Annotated in this window: 11 protein-coding genes, 2 tRNA genes, 3 rRNA genes and 1 pseudogene; 1 reads left to right on the top strand and 16 read right to left on the bottom strand. The window is 62.4% G+C overall.

Annotated features, from left to right (window positions below):
• Positions 1-79: 79 nt before the first annotated feature.
• The 12 genes from rrf to phnS all read right to left on the bottom strand — a co-directional run bounded on the left by rrf (position 80) and on the right by phnS (position 13071).
• Positions 80-192 (bottom strand): 5S ribosomal RNA (rrf, locus tag AC1Z3W_RS00005).
• Positions 193-321: 129 nt separating this feature from the next.
• A 23S ribosomal RNA gene (locus AC1Z3W_RS00010) occupies positions 322-3203 on the bottom strand.
• Between the two features lie 281 nt (positions 3204-3484).
• Positions 3485-3560 (bottom strand) — tRNA-Ala (locus AC1Z3W_RS00015).
• A gap of 38 nt (positions 3561-3598) precedes the next feature.
• A tRNA-Ile gene (locus AC1Z3W_RS00020) sits at positions 3599-3675 on the bottom strand.
• 63 nt (positions 3676-3738) lie between these two features.
• Positions 3739-5271 (bottom strand): 16S ribosomal RNA (locus tag AC1Z3W_RS00025).
• Together the 16S, 23S and 5S rRNA genes with 2 tRNA genes alongside form the textbook arrangement of a ribosomal RNA operon.
• A 508-nt stretch (positions 5272-5779) precedes the next feature.
• On the bottom strand, positions 5780-6331 hold the full coding sequence (locus AC1Z3W_RS00030) for a phosphonate degradation HD-domain oxygenase (protein ID WP_124835832.1): 552 nt from the start codon (positions 6329-6331) through the stop codon (positions 5780-5782).
• 4 nt (positions 6332-6335) lie between these two features.
• The gene (gene phnY / locus AC1Z3W_RS00035) at positions 6336-7790 is read right to left on the bottom strand and encodes a phosphonoacetaldehyde dehydrogenase (RefSeq protein ID WP_057930249.1); all 1455 of its coding nucleotides are present in this window, start codon (positions 7788-7790) and stop codon (positions 6336-6338) included.
• On the bottom strand, positions 7787-9097 hold the full coding sequence (phnA, locus tag AC1Z3W_RS00040) for a phosphonoacetate hydrolase (protein ID WP_483506579.1): 1311 nt from the start codon (positions 9095-9097) through the stop codon (positions 7787-7789). The genes phnY and phnA overlap by 4 nt, the downstream gene beginning before the upstream one ends.
• Complete coding sequence (gene phnV, locus AC1Z3W_RS00045; protein WP_057930247.1) at positions 9094-9954, bottom strand: 2-aminoethylphosphonate ABC transport system, membrane component PhnV; 861 nt, start codon at positions 9952-9954, stop codon at positions 9094-9096. The genes phnA and phnV overlap by 4 nt, the downstream gene beginning before the upstream one ends.
• Positions 9944-10864, bottom strand: a complete 921-nt coding sequence (locus AC1Z3W_RS00050; RefSeq protein WP_057930246.1) for a 2-aminoethylphosphonate ABC transporter permease subunit — start codon at positions 10862-10864, stop codon at positions 9944-9946. Before AC1Z3W_RS00050 ends, phnV begins: the two co-directional genes overlap by 11 nt.
• Positions 10842-11945 (bottom strand): 2-aminoethylphosphonate ABC transport system ATP-binding subunit PhnT, encoded by a 1104-nt coding sequence (gene phnT, locus AC1Z3W_RS00055; RefSeq protein ID WP_057930245.1) that lies wholly within the window; start codon positions 11943-11945, stop codon positions 10842-10844. Before phnT ends, AC1Z3W_RS00050 begins: the two co-directional genes overlap by 23 nt.
• 34 nt (positions 11946-11979) lie before the next feature.
• Positions 11980-13071 (bottom strand): 2-aminoethylphosphonate ABC transporter substrate-binding protein, encoded by a 1092-nt coding sequence (gene phnS / locus AC1Z3W_RS00060; protein WP_057930244.1) that lies wholly within the window; start codon positions 13069-13071, stop codon positions 11980-11982.
• Positions 13072-13325: 254 nt separating this feature from the next.
• Here phnS and AC1Z3W_RS00065 point away from each other — a divergent pair, with 254 nt between their 5' ends.
• Entirely contained in the window at positions 13326-14435 is a 1110-nt protein-coding gene (locus tag AC1Z3W_RS00065) for a 2-aminoethylphosphonate--pyruvate transaminase (protein WP_057930243.1), read from the top strand.
• Positions 14436-14744: 309 nt separating this feature from the next.
• On the opposite strand, the pseudogene AC1Z3W_RS00070 reads toward AC1Z3W_RS00065, so the two are convergent.
• The 4 genes and pseudogenes from AC1Z3W_RS00070 to aroQ form a co-directional block, all read right to left on the bottom strand.
• Positions 14745-15651, bottom strand: a pseudogene (locus AC1Z3W_RS00070) (IS110 family RNA-guided transposase).
• A 130-nt stretch (positions 15652-15781) separates the two neighbouring features.
• Entirely contained in the window at positions 15782-17125 is a 1344-nt protein-coding gene (locus AC1Z3W_RS00075; RefSeq protein WP_057925708.1) for an MFS transporter, read from the bottom strand.
• Positions 17126-17167: 42 nt separating this feature from the next.
• Positions 17168-18022, bottom strand: a complete 855-nt coding sequence (locus AC1Z3W_RS00080) for a shikimate dehydrogenase (protein ID WP_175826364.1) — start codon at positions 18020-18022, stop codon at positions 17168-17170.
• Positions 18019-18474, bottom strand: a complete 456-nt coding sequence (gene aroQ / locus AC1Z3W_RS00085; RefSeq protein WP_057925706.1) for a type II 3-dehydroquinate dehydratase — start codon at positions 18472-18474, stop codon at positions 18019-18021. Before aroQ ends, AC1Z3W_RS00080 begins: the two co-directional genes overlap by 4 nt.
• Positions 18475-18512: the final 38 nt, after the last annotated feature.

Raw genomic sequence — 18512 nt, forward strand, 5'->3', positions numbered from 1 at the left:
CGGCCATCGCCCTTTTCCTTTTCCGACGCCGCAAATGCAAAAACCCCCGCCTTTCGGGCGGGGGTTCTTGGCTTAGGGAGCCTGACGATTACCTACTTTCACACGGGAATCCGCACTATCATCGGCGTAGAGTCGTTTCACGGTCCTGTTCGGGATGGGAAGGGGTGGGACCGACTCGCTATGGTCATCAGGCAAAGAGGGTTGTTGCGCTGGCTTCGCAGCACAACCAATCTTGGAAGAAGCAGTAATTTAGGTTGTGTGTATCACACACGAGAATCCAACCCGTCCGACGCGCTCTCTAGCGCGAAACAGACTTGTTATAGGATCAAGCCTTACGGGCAATTAGTATCAGTTAGCTGAACGCATTACTGCGCTTACACACCTGACCTATCAACGTCCTGGTCTCGAACGACCCTTCAAGGGGATCTAGTCCCCAGGGATATCTCATCTTAAGGCGAGTTTCCCGCTTAGATGCTTTCAGCGGTTATCTCTTCCGAACATAGCTACCCGGCGATGCCACTGGCGTGACAACCGGTACACCAGAGGTTCGTCCACTCCGGTCCTCTCGTACTAGGAGCAGCCCCCTTCAAATATCCAACGCCCACGGCAGATAGGGACCAAACTGTCTCACGACGTTTTAAACCCAGCTCACGTACCTCTTTAAATGGCGAACAGCCATACCCTTGGGACCGGCTACAGCCCCAGGATGAGATGAGCCGACATCGAGGTGCCAAACACCGCCGTCGATATGAACTCTTGGGCGGTATCAGCCTGTTATCCCCAGAGTACCTTTTATCCGTTGAGCGATGGCCCTTCCATACAGAACCACCGGATCACTATGACCTGCTTTCGCACCTGCTCGACTTGTCGGTCTCGCAGTTAAGCACGCTTATGCCATTGCACTATCAGCACGATTTCCGACCGTACCTAGCGTACCTTCGTACTCCTCCGTTACGCTTTGGGAGGAGACCGCCCCAGTCAAACTGCCTACCATGCACTGTCCCCGACCCGGATCACGGGCCAAGGTTAGAACCTCAAACAAACCAGGGTGGTATTTCAAGGACGGCTCCACCGAAACTAGCGTTCCGGTTTCATAGCCTCCCACCTATCCTACACAGATCGGTTCAAAGTCCAATGCAAAGCTACAGTAAAGGTTCATGGGGTCTTTCCGTCTAGCCGCGGGTAGATTGCATCATCACAAACACTTCAACTTCGCTGAGTCTCGGGAGGAGACAGTGTGGCCATCGTTACGCCATTCGTGCAGGTCGGAACTTACCCGACAAGGAATTTCGCTACCTTAGGACCGTTATAGTTACGGCCGCCGTTTACCGGGACTTCAATCAAGAGCTTGCACCCCATCATTTAATCTTCCGGCACCGGGCAGGCGTCACACCCTATACGTCCACTTTCGTGTTTGCAGAGTGCTGTGTTTTTATTAAACAGTCGCAGCCACCAGTTTATTGCAACCCCTTCACCCTCTGCGCGCAGGCGCATCAAGCTACAAGGGCGTACCTTATCCCGAAGTTACGGTACCAATTTGCCGAGTTCCTTCTCCCGAGTTCTCTCAAGCGCCTTAGAATACTCATCTCGCCCACCTGTGTCGGTTTGCGGTACGGTCATCGTTAGACTGAAGCTTAGAGGCTTTTCTTGGAACCACTTCCAATTGCTTCGCTCCCTAAGGAGCTCGCGCCACACCCTTGAATTACGCACCCGGATTTGCCTAAGTGCCTTCTCCAATGCAGCGACCGGGACTTCCAACACCCGGACAACCTTCCGCGATCCGTCCCCCCATCGCATCTAACAATGGTGCAGGAATATTGACCTGCTTCCCATCAGCTACGCATTTCTGCCTCGCCTTAGGGGCCGACTCACCCTACGCCGATGAACGTTGCGTAGGAAACCTTGGGCTTACGGCGAGGGGGCCTTTCACCCCCTTTATCGCTACTCATGTCAGCATTCGCACTTCCGATACCTCCAGCACCCTTTACAAGGCACCTTCGCAGGCTTACGGAACGCTCTCCTACCATGCGTGCAAAGCACGCATCCGCAGCTTCGGTATATAGCTTAGCCCCGTTACATCTTCCGCGCAGGACGACTCGATCAGTGAGCTATTACGCTTTCTTTAAAGGGTGGCTGCTTCTAAGCCAACCTCCTGACTGTTTTAGCCTTCCCACTTCGTTTCCCACTTAGCTATATTTGGGGACCTTAGCTGGCGGTCTGGGTTGTTTCCCTCTTGACACCGGACGTTAGCACCCGATGTCTGTCTCCCGTGATTGCACTCTTCGGTATTCGGAGTTTGCTATGGCGGGGTAATCTGCAATAGACCCCCCAACCATGACAGTGCTCTACCCCCGAAGGTGAGACACGAGGCACTACCTAAATAGTTTTCGGAGAGAACCAGCTATTTCCAGGTTTGTTTAGCCTTTCACCCCTATCCACAGCTCATCCCCTAACTTTTCAACGTTAGTGGGTTCGGACCTCCAGTACGTGTTACCGCACCTTCATCCTGGCCATGGATAGATCACCTGGTTTCGGGTCTACGCCCAGCAACTGAACGCCCTATTCGGACTCGCTTTCGCTACGCCTGCCCTATACGGTTAAGCTTGCTACTGAACGTAAGTCGCTGACCCATTATACAAAAGGTACGCCGTCACCCCTTACGAGGCTCCGACTGTTTGTATGCATGCGGTTTCAGGATCTATTTCACTCCCCTCCCGGGGTTCTTTTCGCCTTTCCCTCACGGTACTGGTTCACTATCGGTCGATCACGAGTATTTAGCCTTGGAGGATGGTCCCCCCATCTTCAGACAGGATTTCACGTGTCCCGCCCTACTTGTCGCACACCTAGTTCTTTCATACTGTTTTCGCCTACAGGGCTATCACCTGCTATGGCCGCACTTTCCAGAGCGTTCGGCTAACAATACAAATAAAGAGTGCAAGGCTCATCCCATTTCGCTCGCCACTACTTTGGGAATCTCGGTTGATTTCTTTTCCTGCGGTTACTTAGATGTTTCAGTTCACCGCGTTCGCTTCACATGGCCTATGTATTCAGCCATGGATACTCCAAAAGGAGTGGGTTTCCCCATTCGGACATCTACGGATCAAAGCTCGTTTGCCAGCTCCCCGTAGCTTTTCGCAGGCTACCGCGTCCTTCATCGCCTGTGATCGCCAAGGCATCCACCACATGCACTTGTTCGCTTGACCCTATAACGAGTCTGTCTTGCGACAGTCGCTACAGGTTGAGTTCTCGCGTTGTGCCGTATTCCAATTGAGCCGAACATTAAGTTCGAATCATCTTGAGATACATCGATACAATCACAACCCGGATAGCTTTCACGTCCATCTCAAGACGCTTCCGCTATCCAAATTACTTACTTCTTCCAGATTGTTAAAGAACGACAGCCGATACATACTATGTATCACTCTGACTGGCTCAATCGCCAATGACAAAGATTCGACCAAGTCGAACGCTTGTCATTGAAGATTGGTGGAGGCAGACGGGATCGAACCGACGACCCCCTGCTTGCAAAGCAGGTGCTCTCCCAGCTGAGCTATGCCCCCATGAGTACAGATAACCTCAGGTACCTACCGCCAGACAATGGTGGGTCTGGTTGGATTCGAACCAACGACCCCCGCCTTATCAAGACGGTGCTCTAACCGACTGAGCTACAGACCCCTGAGTCTGTCTTTAAATTTACAGCCGATAAGCGTGAGCGCTCAATTTTGCGAGAAGCTCTGGAAAGGAGGTGATCCAGCCGCACCTTCCGATACGGCTACCTTGTTACGACTTCACCCCAGTCATGAATCCTACCGTGGTGACCGTCCTCCTTGCGGTTAGACTAGCCACTTCTGGTAAAACCCACTCCCATGGTGTGACGGGCGGTGTGTACAAGACCCGGGAACGTATTCACCGCGGCATGCTGATCCGCGATTACTAGCGATTCCAGCTTCATGCACTCGAGTTGCAGAGTGCAATCCGGACTACGATCGGTTTTCTGGGATTAGCTCCCCCTCGCGGGTTGGCAACCCTCTGTTCCGACCATTGTATGACGTGTGAAGCCCTACCCATAAGGGCCATGAGGACTTGACGTCATCCCCACCTTCCTCCGGTTTGTCACCGGCAGTCTCCTTAGAGTGCTCTTGCGTAGCAACTAAGGACAAGGGTTGCGCTCGTTGCGGGACTTAACCCAACATCTCACGACACGAGCTGACGACAGCCATGCAGCACCTGTGCGCCGGTTCTCTTTCGAGCACTCCCGCCTCTCAGCAGGATTCCGACCATGTCAAGGGTAGGTAAGGTTTTTCGCGTTGCATCGAATTAATCCACATCATCCACCGCTTGTGCGGGTCCCCGTCAATTCCTTTGAGTTTTAATCTTGCGACCGTACTCCCCAGGCGGTCAACTTCACGCGTTAGCTACGTTACTAAGGAAATGAATCCCCAACAACTAGTTGACATCGTTTAGGGCGTGGACTACCAGGGTATCTAATCCTGTTTGCTCCCCACGCTTTCGTGCATGAGCGTCAGTATTGGCCCAGGGGGCTGCCTTCGCCATCGGTATTCCTCCACATCTCTACGCATTTCACTGCTACACGTGGAATTCTACCCCCCTCTGCCATACTCTAGCCTGCCAGTCACCAATGCAGTTCCCAGGTTGAGCCCGGGGATTTCACATCGGTCTTAGCAAACCGCCTGCGCACGCTTTACGCCCAGTAATTCCGATTAACGCTTGCACCCTACGTATTACCGCGGCTGCTGGCACGTAGTTAGCCGGTGCTTATTCTTCCGGTACCGTCATCCCCCGGCTATATTAGAACCAAGGATTTCTTTCCGGACAAAAGTGCTTTACAACCCGAAGGCCTTCTTCACACACGCGGCATTGCTGGATCAGGCTTTCGCCCATTGTCCAAAATTCCCCACTGCTGCCTCCCGTAGGAGTCTGGGCCGTGTCTCAGTCCCAGTGTGGCTGGTCGTCCTCTCAGACCAGCTACTGATCGTCGCCTTGGTAGGCCTTTACCCCACCAACTAGCTAATCAGCCATCGGCCAACCCTATAGCGCGAGGCCCGAAGGTCCCCCGCTTTCATCCATAGATCGTATGCGGTATTAATCCGGCTTTCGCCGGGCTATCCCCCACTACAGGACATGTTCCGATGTATTACTCACCCGTTCGCCACTCGCCACCAGGTGCAAGCACCCGTGCTGCCGTTCGACTTGCATGTGTAAGGCATGCCGCCAGCGTTCAATCTGAGCCAGGATCAAACTCTTCAGTTTAAACCTGTTACTGTTTTCGGTTCTTTCGAACCGGTCGCTCACTCAAAGCTGACAGGTATATGAATCACTTCATAAACCTGACTTACTTTAGTGTGAGACTCTTGATACTTTCGCTATCTGATCCGAGGATCAGCTCGCGGCCATCAAGCGCCCACACTTATCGGCTGTTAATTTTTAAAGAGCGTTTCTGCGAGGAACTTCGTGTTTCTCAGCAGCGCTGCGTTTTCAGCAGCAGAGAAGCGAGATTATGAACCGTGTTTCTCAGTTCGTCAACAACTTTTTTAACTGCTTCGTTGCGACGGCTGGGGTTCAACTCCGTGTGCGCCGGGGCTCTACAACCCGCCCTCAACCGCACCGCTTCCCTTCTTCCCCCGCGCTGCGTTTCCGTTAGCGCGAAAGAGGCGTGATTCTATGCAGTCACCGCCAATCGCGCAAGAGGTTTTTCGAAAAAAATTTAAGGCCCCGCACGCTGCCGCGTGCGGGGCCTTAAATAGAGGCAGCCGAATCGTCAGGCCACGCGCACCTGGCGCGCGACTATCTCCATATAGTGATCGAGGCTCGGCGTCGCCTTGCCTTCTTCCTTGGCCGTATCGTCCCAGCGACGCAGGCGCAGCGCGTCTGCCGCGAACGGGCGCTGCAGGAACGCCACCGTCTCCTCTTCACTGAAGACGCCGCCCTGCAGCGCAAGGCTGCGCACCGAGTCCGGCGACAGGCTCTCGAAGTAGCCGGCGTCCGTCCGGCACAGACAACGCTTCGCGTCGACGTGCAGCCGGATCGGCTCCAGCACCGCGTCGTCGAACAACGACCGCAGGAACGGCAGCACGCAATACTGATGCAGATCGTCGATCCCGCGCGCGCTCGGCGTCTCGCCCTGTCGATTCAGCAGATGCCCGAGATCGTGCAGGAACGCCGCCGCGACCAGCGCCTCGTCCGCGCCCGCCTCCTCCGCCAGCAAGCCGCTCTGCAACGCGTGCTCCAGTTGCGTAACCGGCTCGCCGCTATAGGCGACATGGCCATGCTCGCGATACAGCCCGTGAATCTCTTCTACCGTCAGTGCCATCCGCTTACTCCCAAGGCAGCGAAAACGTCTTCAGGTTCGTAAAGCTCTTCATCGCTTCCTGAACGCCTTCCTTATAGCCAAGCCCCGAATCCTTGATCCCGCCGAACGGCGACAGCTCGATCCGGTATCCGGGCACCTCCCAGACATTCACCGTTCCGACTTTCAACTCGTTCACGAACCGCACGACCGCGGCCGTACTGTCCGTACAGACACCCGACGACAAGCCGAATGCCGTGCCGTTGCTGATCCGGATCGCATCGTCGATGGTGTCGAACGTCATGACGGGCGAGACGGGGCCGAAGGTCTCCTCACGCACGATCGTCATCGCCGGATCGACGTTGTCGAGCACGGTCGGCGCATACAGCGCGCCACGCCGCACGTTGCCGGTCAGCAACCGCGCCCCCTGCGCGACCGCCTCGCCGACCCGTGCCTCGAACAGCCGCGCCGCCGCATCGTCAATCACCGTGCCCATTTGGTTCGCCGGATCGAACGGATCGCCGTACTTCCATGCACGCGTCTTCTCGACGAGCAATTCGGTGAACGCCGGTGCGATCGAGCGATGTACCAGGATCCGCTTGACGGCCGTGCAGCGCTGCCCCGAATTCCGGTACGAGCCGAGCACGGCCAGCGATGCCGCACGCTCCAGATCGGCATCGTCGAGGACGATCAGCGGATCGTTGCCGCCCAGTTCCAGTACGATGCGCCGGTAACCGGCCCGCGCGGCGATCGCCTTACCGATCGACACGCCGCCCGTAAAGGTAATCAGCGACGCATGCGGATGCGTGACGAGTTCGTCCGCGATCTCGCGCGGATCGCCGGTCAGCACCTGCAGCATCGGCTCCGGCAATCCTGCTTCATACAGCAGGTCGGCCAGATAGAACGCCGACAGCGGCACCTTCTCCGATGGCTTCACGATCACGCGGTTGTTGGTCGCGATCGCCGGCGCGATCTTGTGCGCGACCTGGTTCATCGGGTGATTGAACGGCGTGATCGCGACGATCACGCCGTCGAGCGGCTGCCGCTGCGAGAACACGCGTCGCGCCTTGCCATGAGGTGTGAGGTCGCACGAGAAACTCTGCGCGTCATCGCGCAGCGCCTCGCCCGACGCGAACTTCAGCACGTCGGCGACGCGGCCGATCTCGTAGCGGGAATCCTGTTTCGACAATCCGGATTCGAGCGTGATCAGATCGGACGCTTCCTCCATACGCTCGCGCAGCAGCGCGGCCGCGCGTTCGAGGATCTGAGAACGCTCGTAACGCGTGAGCGCCGGCCGGTACGCCATCGCGTATTCGAACGCGGCGCGCACGTCATCGACGCTCGCCAGCGGCGCCGTACCGACACGCGTGCCGGTGTACGGATCGGTGACGTCGAAAACACGGTCGCGCACCGCGCGCGTGCCGCACCAGCGCAGCGCCTCGGCGCGAAACGCAGGGTGATCCTGTCGGGGATGAGCCATCATGATGCGCTCCGGTTCAGCACGAAATCGAAAACGTCGAAGTTGCGCGGACGACGTGCAGGGTCGTCCCGCTCGATCCGACGGTTGAACAGCAACGGCACTTCCTGCTCGGACACGCCGCCGTGCGAACGCAACGGCACGGTCAGGCCGGACAGGTCGTGTTCGCGCTCGCGCGTGCCGAGCGTCACGTCGCGCCGCGCGATCACGACGAGGTCGCCGATCCGGTCGGGCGGCAGCTCGAAGCGCGAGGCGGCTTCCGCGTTGTCGAGCACGAGCTCGACGCCGTCGCGCCCGCCGACGCGCCACATCGCATCGGTCCGGTCGACACCCGGCGTCAGGTACACGGTCGCGAACGAGCCGAGCGCGCCGTGGTGCACGACGTACGGATCGGTGATCGGCAGGATCACGCGCGCGGCCTGCGCGCCGTACCAGCCGTCGAACGCATCCTGCAGATAGATCACGTTCGGGCGGCCGGTCGCGGGATCGTGCTTCGCGTTCATCCCGTGGTCGGCCGTGAGCCCGATCGCCCAGCCGAGCGCGTCCAGCTGCGCGAGATAGCCGTCCATCATTGCGTAGAACGCGTTCGCACCCGCACTGCCCGGCTCGCACTTGTGCTGCACGTAGTCGGTGGTCGACAGGTACATCAGGTCGACCTGGCGCGTCTGTGCGAGCCGCACGCCGGCCGCGAACACGAATTCGGACAGCGCCGAGCTGTATACGTCGGGCGACGGCAGGCCGACCCAGTCGAGCACGTCGACGATGCCGTTTTCCGCAAGATTCGCCTGCGCGGCCTTCTCGGCGGAAAAGCAGACGCCGTTCATCTGCCAGCCGAGCAGCCGGCGCAGCTTGTCCTTGGCGGTGACGACGGCCACCCGCGCGCCGGCGTCGGACGCCGCCGCGAGCAGCGTGCCGGCCCGCAGGTAGGCCGGGTCGTTCATCATCACTTCGGCGCCGCGACCGCCGTCGGCGGCCGGATCCCAGAAGTAGTTGCCGCAGATCCCGTGGACCGACGGCGGTACGCCGCAGACGATCGACAGGTTGTTCGGGTTGGTGAAGGTCGGCACGACGCAGTCGGCGCGCCATGCGGTGCCTTCCGCGATCATCCGGCCGATGAACGGTGCGACACCTGCCTCCACCGCACGCTCGAGATAGTCGTACTCGCAGCCGTCGACGCAGACGACGACGGTCGGTTCGACCGGCAGCCGGTAGCGCCGGCCGTTCACGTCGACGGAGCGCCCCGCGAGATCCGTCGAACTCTTGCCGGCGGGTGATTGCTCGCCGGGCAGACGCAACGCGAATGCGGCGTTCATGGTGCGGCCCGCTTGCCACGCGGCACGCGCGCGGCGATCAGCAGCAGCGCCGCAAGCGACGCGCCGAGCATCAGCAGCGACAGCGCCGATGCGGGAAGGTAATAGCCGCGCTCCACCTGGCCGATCACGACGATCGGCACGGTCGCGAAACCGGGCGGATAGACGGTCAGCGTCGCGCCGAGCTCGCCGAGCGACAGCGCGAAGCCGAGCGCGAGGCTCGCGCGCAGCGCCGGCACGAGCTGCGGCAGCAGCACGCGACGCAGCACCATCGCGGGCGGCGCACCGAGGCTCGCGGCCGCTTCGCGCAGCACGGTCAGTTCCGGGCGCAGCGCGGCGGCCGCGCAGCGATAGCAGAACGGCAAGATCAGCGCGAGCTGCACGAGCACGACGATCGCCGCGGAGCTCGACAGGTCGAGCGGCTTCTGGTGATACGCGATCAGCACCGCGAGCCCGAGCACGACGCTCGGCACGCCGTTGGGCACCATCACGAGCGCGTCGACGACCGCACCGAGGCCGCGCCGGTCGCGTCCTTCGAGCGCAAGCGCGAGCCACAGCCCGAGGATCGTGCCGATTGCCGACACGCCGAAGCCGATTTCGAGGCTCGTCAGCAGCGCGTCGTATTCGGGCGACCCGAGCCGCGCGAACCAGCGCAGGCTGTAACCGGCCGGCAGGATCGTGCCCGACCATTGCGTCGACACGCTCGACAGCGCGACGACGATGACGGGCAACACGAACAGCCAGAAACAGGCGAACGCGGCCAGCGCGAGCGCCGCGCGCGACGCATGCTTGAGCACCGTGTCGCCCCAGCCGATCTGGTGGCGCGGCACGGCTTGCCCGATACGGAATTCAGCGGACATCGTTCCCTCCCGTCGCGCGCCGGTTCACCCGGCGATAAACCGCATACAGCGCCAGCGACAGCGCGAGCATCACGACCGCGCCGGCCGACGCGGTCGGCAGGTCGAGATCGACGGTCGCGCTGCTGTAGATCGCGACCGGCAGCGTCACGAGCCGCGCGCTGCCGAGCACGAGCAGGATCCCGAATTCGTTCAGTGTCAGCAGGAAACACAGCACGGTGCCGGCGGCGATGCCCGGCCACGCGATCGGCAGCACGACGCGGCGCGCGAGCATCCAGCCGGACGCGCCGAGACTGCGCGCGGCTTCGATCAGCCGCAGGTCGAGCGTCGCGAACGACGCGAGCGTCGGCCGCACGACGAACGGCGTATAGAACACGGTCTGCGCGAGAATCACGCCGCCGATGCCGAACAGGAAATCGAGCGGCGGATTCTCGAGATGGAACAGGTGCTGCAGCGCGATGCTGATCGAGCCTTGCGAGCCGTACAGGAAGATCAGCGTGAACGCGACGAGGAACGACGGGAACGCGACGTACAGTTCCAGGAAGCGCGTGACGAGCGATGCGCCCGGGAACGGCTTGAAGAACAGCAGCGCTGCCAGCAGCACGCCGAGCACCGATGCGGTGCCCGCGCTCGCGAACAGCACGCCGACGGTCGTCAGCAGCACGCTGCGCGTATCGGGATTGCCGAAGAACATCCGGTACGCGGCGAAGCTCAGTCCGTGATCGCCGGACACGCTCAGCAGCACGAGCCGCACCAGCGGATAGACGACGAGCGGGCCCAGCACGACGATCGCGAGCGCGGCGAGGTGCAGGTCGCCCATGCGCTTGCGGCGCCGCGCGGCAGCGGCATGCGCGGCGGCCGACGCGAGCACGTGCGGCGGCAGGCCAGCTTCAGGGCTCGATAAGGACGACATCGTCTGCCTCGCAATGCAGGGAAACGCGCGCACCGCGCTCGGGAGCCGCGCCGCGGCCGCGTTGCATCGTGACGCGCACGGGTTCGTCGGGCGCCGCGTCGATCACGACCGCGATCGACAGGTCCGCGCCCTGCCATTCGACGGACGACACGGTACCGTGCAGCCCGCCCGCCGCGAGCGGTATCACGGTCAGGCGCTCGGGGCGCACGCATGCGACCTTGCCGCGCACATCGTGACGCGGATCGCCGAGCGGGAAGATCACGTGCGGCGGCAGCAGGTTGGCCGGGCCGAGATAGCGCGCGACGTAGCCGTCCTGCGGCGCGTCGTACAGCTGCTGCGGCGTGCCGAGCTGCGCGATGTGGCCATCGCGCATCAGCAGCGCGCGGTCGGACAGCACGAGCGCATCGTCGCGGTCGTGCGTCACGCAGACGACGGTCAGGTTCGGCAGGCGCTCGTGCAGCGCCTTCAGTTCGCTGCGCACCGATGCGCGCAGGTTGGCGTCGAGCGCCGACAGCGGCTCGTCGAGCAGCAGCACGTCCGGCTCGATCACGAGCGCGCGCGCCAGCGCGACGCGCTGCTGCATCCCGCCCGACAGCTGCGCGGGCAGGTGGTGGCCGGCATCGCCGAGCTGCACGAGCTTCAGCGCGTCGGCGACGCGGCGCGTCACTTCCGACGAGGCCATGCCGCGGGCGCGCAGCCCGAATGCGACGTTCTCGAACACCGACAGGTGTGGGAACAGCGCGTAATTCTGGAACAGCAGACCGAGATTGCGCTTGTGCGGCGGCGCATAGGTCAGGTCGCGTCCGGCCACGGTCAGCGTGCCGGTCAGGCCGTCGGCCTTCACGAACCCGGCGATGAAGCGCAGCAGCGTGGTCTTGCCGCAGCCGCTCTTGCCGAGCACGGTCAGAAATTCACCGGCGCCGATCGACAGCGACAGATCTTCCAGCACCGTACGTGCGCCGTAGCGCACGTTCAGGTGTTCGATCTGCACGCCGCCCGGCGCGCCGGACCGCAGCGTCGCACGCGGCTCGGCGGCGCCGAATGCGCCGGGATGGGTCAGGGCGGTTTCCACCGGGTTCATCCTCTTGCTCACTAATACAGGCGGCGTGCGCCGGTCACTTCGGCTTGACGACGTCGAGCGGCTTGCCCGAGCTGCCGATCACGTCCTTCTTCCAGCGCTCGATCCACACCGGCTTCTTCGCCATCACCTGGGTCCAGTCGACCGGGATCAGCCTCACGCCCGCGATCGCCTTCTTGACCGCTTCGCCGTTCTTGCCGGCCAGCGGCACGTCCGTGCGGCCCGGGATGCCGTACATGTCCGGCACCTTCGACTGCACTTCCGTCGACATCAGGTAGTCGATCAGCTTCTTGCCGGCGTCCTGGTTCGGGCCGCTCTTGATCAGGCCGATGCCGTACGGCAGCTGGAACGTGGTCGGCTGGTCGCCTTCCTTCGCGGCCAGGAAGATCGGCTTGACGGACAGCGCGCCGTGCTCGGCGTCGTCGAGGTCCATCTGCAGGTCGCCGTTCGCGACGCTGATCTCGTTACGCGACAGCAACACGTTCAGGTAGCCCGTGCCCTTGGTGTGGAACTTCACGCTCTGCGACAGCTTCGCGAGATAGTCGAACGCCTTGTCCTCGCCCATCAGCGTGGTCGTCAGGATCAGCACGGCCATCCCGTCGCCGGCGGTCGCCGGGTTCGAGTACGCAACCTTGCCGGCATAGCCCGGCGACAGCAGGTCGGCGAACGTCTTCGGCTGGTTCTTCACGACGTCCGGGTTGATCGCGAACGAGAAGTAGTTGTTCACGAACGTCGCCCACGTACCGTCCTCCGCTTTCGCGATCGCCGGCACGTTCTTGTAGTTGACGCTCTGGTACGGCTGCAGCAGGCCCATCTGGCCGGCTTGCTGGATGAACGGCGGCAGCGTGACGATCACGTCCGCCTTCGGCGAATTCTTTTCGATGTTCGCGCGGTTGACGACTTCGCCGCTGCCCGCCGTCACGATGTTGACCTTGACGCCTTCCTTCTTCTCGAACGCCGGCAGCACGTCGCGATAGAGGTTCTCGAGACCATCCGCCGTGTACAGCACGACCGCGTTCGCCGCATGCGCGGGCATCGCGGCGCCTTGCAGCAGACCAGCGGCGCAGGCAGCCAGCGCGAGCTTGCGGAACGCGCCGGCAGCGGCGCGCGAGGAATTCTGCAGTGTCATCTCACTTCTCCGTAGACGGAACACCAAGCGGCCGGGGCACGATCCGGCTCGTTTCAGTCGGGCAGACCGACAACCGGCCGGCCTCGCTGCCGCGCTGCAGGTGGTTTCGCGCGGCAACCGAAGGATCACAGCGTTCGATGACAACCCCGTGACGAGTGCCACAATTTCCACAAAGTGACACATTTTGCCAATATCATGCAAGTCATTCAGAAATGCCGCCCCGGTGTTTCGTCCGAGCTTTGCTGGAGAAAACCATGTCCGACCCGATTCTGCTGACGCCCGGCCCGCTCACCACGTCCGCCACAACACGCCACGCCATGCAACATGACTGGGGGTCGTGGGACACGGCTTTCAACCAGTTGACGGCGAGCGTCTGCGCGGATCTCGTCGCGATCGCGCACGGCGGCGACCAGTACGTGTGCGTGCCGATGCAAGGCAGCGGCACGTTTTCGGTCGAGGCGGCGCTCGGCACGCTGGTGCCGCGCGACGGCGTCGTGCTGGTGCCGGACAACGGCGCGTATTGCGCGCGCATCCTGAAGATCCTCGGCCGGCTCGGCATCGAAGCGATCGCGTTACCGTTCGGCGAGGATGCGGCGGTCGATCCGGCGGCGGTCGACGCCGCGTTCGCGCGCGAGCCGCGCATCACGCATGTCGCGCTGGTGCACCTGGAAACGAGCGCCGGCATCCTGAATCCGCTCGACGCGATCGCGGCCGTGTGCCGGCGGCACGGCAAGCGGCTGATCGTCGACGCGATGAGTTCGTTCGGCGCGCTGCCGATCGCGCTGGCAGACAGCGGGATCGACGCGCTGGTCTCGGCGAGCGGCAAATGCCTGGAAGGCGTGCCGGGGATGGGGTTCGCGATCGTGCGGCGCGACGCGCTCGACGCATGCGAAGGCAATTCGCCGTCGCTCGCGCTCGACCTCCACGATCAGTACGCGTACCTGCGCAAGACGGGCCAGTGGCGCTTCACGCCGCCGACGCACGTGATCGCCGCGCTGCGCGCCGCTCTCGACCAGTACCTCGCCGAAGGCGGCCAGCCGGCGCGTGGCGCGCGCTACGCGGAGAACTGCCGGACGCTGGTCGAATCGATGCGCGCGCTCGGCTTCACGCCGTTCCTCGACGCCGGCGTGCAGGCGCCCGTGATCGTCACGTTCCATGCGCCCAAGCATCCGGCCTACGATTTCCGCCGCTTCTACGACGCGGTGCGCGACGCGGGTTTCATCCTGTATCCGGGCAAGCTGACGCAGCGCGAGACGTTTCGCGTCGGCTGCATTGGCGCGATCGATGCCTGCGACATCCGGCGCGCGGTCGCGGCGATCGCGCAGGCGGTCGAATCACTCGGGATTGCCGTGCAGCGCGCGTGAGCGCTGTCGCACGAACCCGCCCGCAATCCGGCCGCAGAAACAAAAATCTATGGTCAGCCCGATTTTTGCAAGCGAGGCAGTGTTGACCTAAAGTGGACTTGCTCGAATCTATCCGGGGTCGCGGATGGGAAAGATCCCGCCCCATGATGGGAGCCGCGCCGGGCAAACCTCAAAAAGCCCACAGCATTGACGTGCTGTTTTTTGTGTCAGGTTACTTGCCCGGCCGTTGAGTCGTTTATGCCTTCACGTATCTCGCGTCGCAAAACCAGAGGTGACTACTGAAACTGAAGCCGTAAGCGATAGGAGGCGTCAGACTGAGGGAACAGCCTCGATGCTTCGGTAGTGTGTCCCTTTGGCGAGGATGGCCCAGGCGATCCTCGCCAATTTATTGGCCAGGGCACAGGCGACCACGTTCGAGTGTCGTCGCGCCAACAGACTGCGAATCCAGACGCCTAATGCATCCGTGCGGTGCTCGATGTGCTGCATGATGGTCCGCGCACATTGCACCAGCAGCCGTCGCAGTTCCTTGTCGTCGCACTTGCTGATGCCCAGTAGCGTTGGTTTGCCGCCGGTGCTGTACTGTCGCGGCACCAGACCGACCGAAGCTGCAAACTGCCTTGCCGAACCATATTGATGGGCATCGCCCAACTCGGACACCAACATGCTGGCGGTCATCGGGCCAATGCCGGGAATCTCCAGCAGCCGTTCGCTGCGTTCATCCTCGTGTAGCTGGGTAAGCAGCTCACGTTCGAGCTGGCGGATCTGCTCGTCCAGATACTTGAAATGCGCCTGCAAGCGTTCGAGCACGACCACCAACCTCGGCGGCAACGATTCTGCCTCCAGCACGGTGGGGAGTCGCCGGATCGCTGCCATGCCGCGCGGCAAGCTGATACCGAACTCCAACAGAAACGCATGCTCGGACGGGAAGCTGCTTCGCAGATCGCCTGGGCGTCCGCGAAATCGTTCTTGTTGCCTTGCCGGAACGGTTTGACGAATTGCGGAGAAATCAGCTTGGCCTCATGGCCCAGCGCTTGAAGTCGACGTGCGATCCAGTGAGCACCGGCGCAGGCCTCCATGACCACCATACAACGCGGAAAATTGCCCAGCAGCGTGAACATCTGGCTACGCGTGAGCTTTTCCTGCCTGACGCATCCTGTCCATGCAGGTGGAAGCAGTGCTTGCCGAGATCGACTCCGATCAGCGATACCGTGTCCATGATGGCCCTCCAGAAGGACAAAATCCTCACTCAGCGTAGTCCACTGAGTGAGGATCGGGCTGACCATCCTATTAAGCCCGGCGACCCAAGGTCACCGGGCGAATGCACCGAGTGTGCGTGGAGCCGGTGCTTACAGTTCGATCCGCTTGATGTCGCCGACGACGAAGATGTACGACAGCGCGCCGATCAGCGCGATCACGCCGATGAACACGAGTGCGCCGACGAACGATCCGGTCGATGCGACGATGAAACCGACGACGAGCGGCGTGACGATCCCCGCGAGGTTCGCCGCGAAGTTGAAGATGCCGCCCGTCACGCCGAGCAGGCCGTCCGGCGCGATGTCGGACACGAGCGTCCAGCCGAGCGCGGCCATCCCCTGGGCGAAGAATGCTACCGACATGATCGCGATCACGGCTTCGTTGCTCTTCACGTAGTTCGCGAGAATGATCGTCGACGCGAGCAGCAGGCCCGCGATGATCGGCAGCTTGCGCGCGAGGTTCGCCGACTTGCCGCGACGCAGCAGCCAGTCGGAGAAGATCCCGCCGAACATCACGCCGACCGACGCGGCGATGAACGGCATCACCGCGAAGAAGCCGATCTTCAGCCAGCCCATATGGCGCTCGGTCGCGAGATAGGTCGGGAACCAGGTCAGGAAGAACACGAGCGTCGAGTTGCCGGCGAACTGGCCGAGGCAGATACCCGCGAGCTGGCGCTTCTTCAGCAGCCGGCCGGCCATCGACCAGCTGAACTTCGTCTGCGCAGCCTTGCCGCTCTTGTCGCCGTCCTTGCGCGCGCTGTGCACGAGACCGCCGCCGGCCTCGATGTAGGCCAATTCCTCCGCGTTCGCGGCCGGATGATTACGCGGCTCGTGGTAGAACTTCCACCAGACCAGACCGAATACGACCCCGATCGTACCGACGACCCAGAACAGCGAGCGCCAGCCGAACGCCCCCATCAGCGCGAACAGCACGGGGCTGAAGAACGCGAGGCCGATGTATTCGCCGACGGTGTAGGTACCGGTTGCCATCGCGCGTTCGTTCTGCGGGAACCACGTCGCGACGACGCGGCTGTTGGTCGGAAAACACGGCGCTTCCGTCACGCCGAGACCGAGCCGGCATGCGAGCAGCGTCCCGACGCCGGGCACGAAGCCCTGCAGGAACGTGCACAGCGACCACAACGTCATCGACCAGTAATAGGTGATCTTGCTGCCGAAGCGGTCGAGAAACAGACCGCCCGGCACCTGCATTGCGACGTAGGTCCACGAGAACGCGGAGAACATGATGCCCATCACCGCGGCGTTGATGCCGAGCTCCTTGGTGAGCTGCGGCGCAGCCACCCCCAGCACGGTACGGTCGAGATAGTTGATCATCGTGCCGATCGCGAGCAGCGCGAGGATCTTGTAGCGCGCCGCTGTCCGCCGGACCGTGCCGGCCGCCTGCGCAGGCGCGGCGTTCGTGTGGGTGGTGTGCTGCATGGTCGTCTCCTGGTCTCTCTTTACGTCTAGTAGGTAGAAGGGTCAGCGCGCGACGAGCGACTGAAAGTGTTCGAACATCCGCTCGTCGTCCGGCGTACGTCCGGTAAAGATTTCAAATGCATCGACGGCCTGGTACACGGCCATCCCGCCGCCCGGCAGCGTCGCGCAGCCGGCCGCGCGCGCCGCGCGGATCAGTTCGGTTTCGAGCGGGAAATACACGATGTCGGCCACCCACATCCCCGTGTGAAGCAGTTCGGCCGGCAGCGGCAGGCCCGGGTGCTTGGCCATGCCGGTCGGCGTGGCATGGATGAGGCCCGTCGCGGCTTGCATCGCGGCCGCGAGATCGCCGCCCGGCGTGACCCGCGCGGCCGGGAAGCGCTGCTGCAGTTCGCCCGCGAGCGCGGCGGCACGCGTACCGTCGACGTCGAAAATCGTCAGTTCGGCGGCACCCATCTGCAGCGCCGCATGCGCGACGGCCGCGCCCGCGCCGCCCGCGCCGAGCTGGACGACACGCTCGAGCGATGCGTCGGGCAGCCCGCGGCGGAACGACTTCGCGAAACCCGACCAGTCGGTGTTATGGCCGATCCGCTTGCCGTCCTTGAACAGCACCGTGTTCACCGCACCGAGCGCGCGCGCATCATCCGACAGCGCGTCGAGGTGCTCGATCACGCGCTGCTTGCACGGATGCGTGATGTTGAGCCCGTTGTAGCCCATCCGCTGCGCGGCCTCGAGCAGTTGCGGCAGGGCGTCGACGCTCAGGCCGAGCGCGTCGAGATCGATGCGCCGGTATACGTAGCCGAACCCCTGGCGGAAACCTTCTTCCTCATGCATCGCGGGCGACAGCGAACCGCCGATGCCCTGGCCGATCAGGCCGATCAGAAAAGACGGGCGGCTCATCGTGCGGCTCCCTGGGCAAAAAGGGTCGACAGGCGCTGCAGCGCGAATACGTAGCCTTCGGTGCCGCAGCCGCAGATCACGGCTTCGGCCACCGCCGACACATACGAGTGGTGACGGAAGGCCTCGCGGCGATGCACGTTGGAAATATGTACCTCGATCACCGGCTTCGCGATCGCGGAAAGCGCGTCGGCCAGCGCGACCGACGTGTGCGTGTAGGCAGCCGGGTTGATCACGATGCCGTGCGTGTCGTGACGCGCGGCATGCAGCCAGTCGATCAACTGGTGCTCGGCGTTCGACTGGCGGAAGTCGATCTCCAGCCCGAGCCCGTCGGCCGCCGTGCGGCAACGCTGCTCGAGGTCGGCAAGGGTTTCCGCGCCATAGATATGGGGCTCGCGGGTCCCCAGCAGATTCAGGTTCGGGCCGTTCAGCACCAGTACCTTGTGCATGCTCATGTCGGTTGCGCTCCAAAAACGGGGGCGAATCGCTAGTC

Source organism: Burkholderia sp. 10_S31, assembly GCF_056930375.1.

What these genes read in the sequence shown, in the direction of transcription:
- AC1Z3W_RS00030 (WP_124835832.1), bottom strand. Translation starts at nt 6,331, where the DNA reads ATGGCACTGACGGTAGAAGAGATTCACGGGCTGTATCGCGAGCATGGC.
- phnY (WP_057930249.1), bottom strand. Translation starts at nt 7,790, where the DNA reads ATGATGGCTCATCCCCGACAGGATCACCCTGCGTTTCGCGCCGAGGCG.
- phnA (WP_483506579.1), bottom strand. Translation starts at nt 9,097, where the DNA reads ATGAACGCCGCATTCGCGTTGCGTCTGCCCGGCGAGCAATCACCCGCC.
- phnV (WP_057930247.1), bottom strand. Translation starts at nt 9,954, where the DNA reads ATGTCCGCTGAATTCCGTATCGGGCAAGCCGTGCCGCGCCACCAGATC.
- AC1Z3W_RS00050 (WP_057930246.1), bottom strand. Translation starts at nt 10,864, where the DNA reads ATGTCGTCCTTATCGAGCCCTGAAGCTGGCCTGCCGCCGCACGTGCTC.
- phnT (WP_057930245.1), bottom strand. Translation starts at nt 11,945, where the DNA reads ATGAACCCGGTGGAAACCGCCCTGACCCATCCCGGCGCATTCGGCGCC.
- phnS (WP_057930244.1), bottom strand. Translation starts at nt 13,071, where the DNA reads ATGACACTGCAGAATTCCTCGCGCGCCGCTGCCGGCGCGTTCCGCAAG.
- AC1Z3W_RS00065 (WP_057930243.1), top strand. Translation starts at nt 13,326, where the DNA reads ATGTCCGACCCGATTCTGCTGACGCCCGGCCCGCTCACCACGTCCGCC.
- AC1Z3W_RS00075 (WP_057925708.1), bottom strand. Translation starts at nt 17,125, where the DNA reads ATGCAGCACACCACCCACACGAACGCCGCGCCTGCGCAGGCGGCCGGC.
- AC1Z3W_RS00080 (WP_175826364.1), bottom strand. Translation starts at nt 18,022, where the DNA reads ATGAGCCGCCCGTCTTTTCTGATCGGCCTGATCGGCCAGGGCATCGGC.
- aroQ (WP_057925706.1), bottom strand. Translation starts at nt 18,474, where the DNA reads ATGAGCATGCACAAGGTACTGGTGCTGAACGGCCCGAACCTGAATCTG.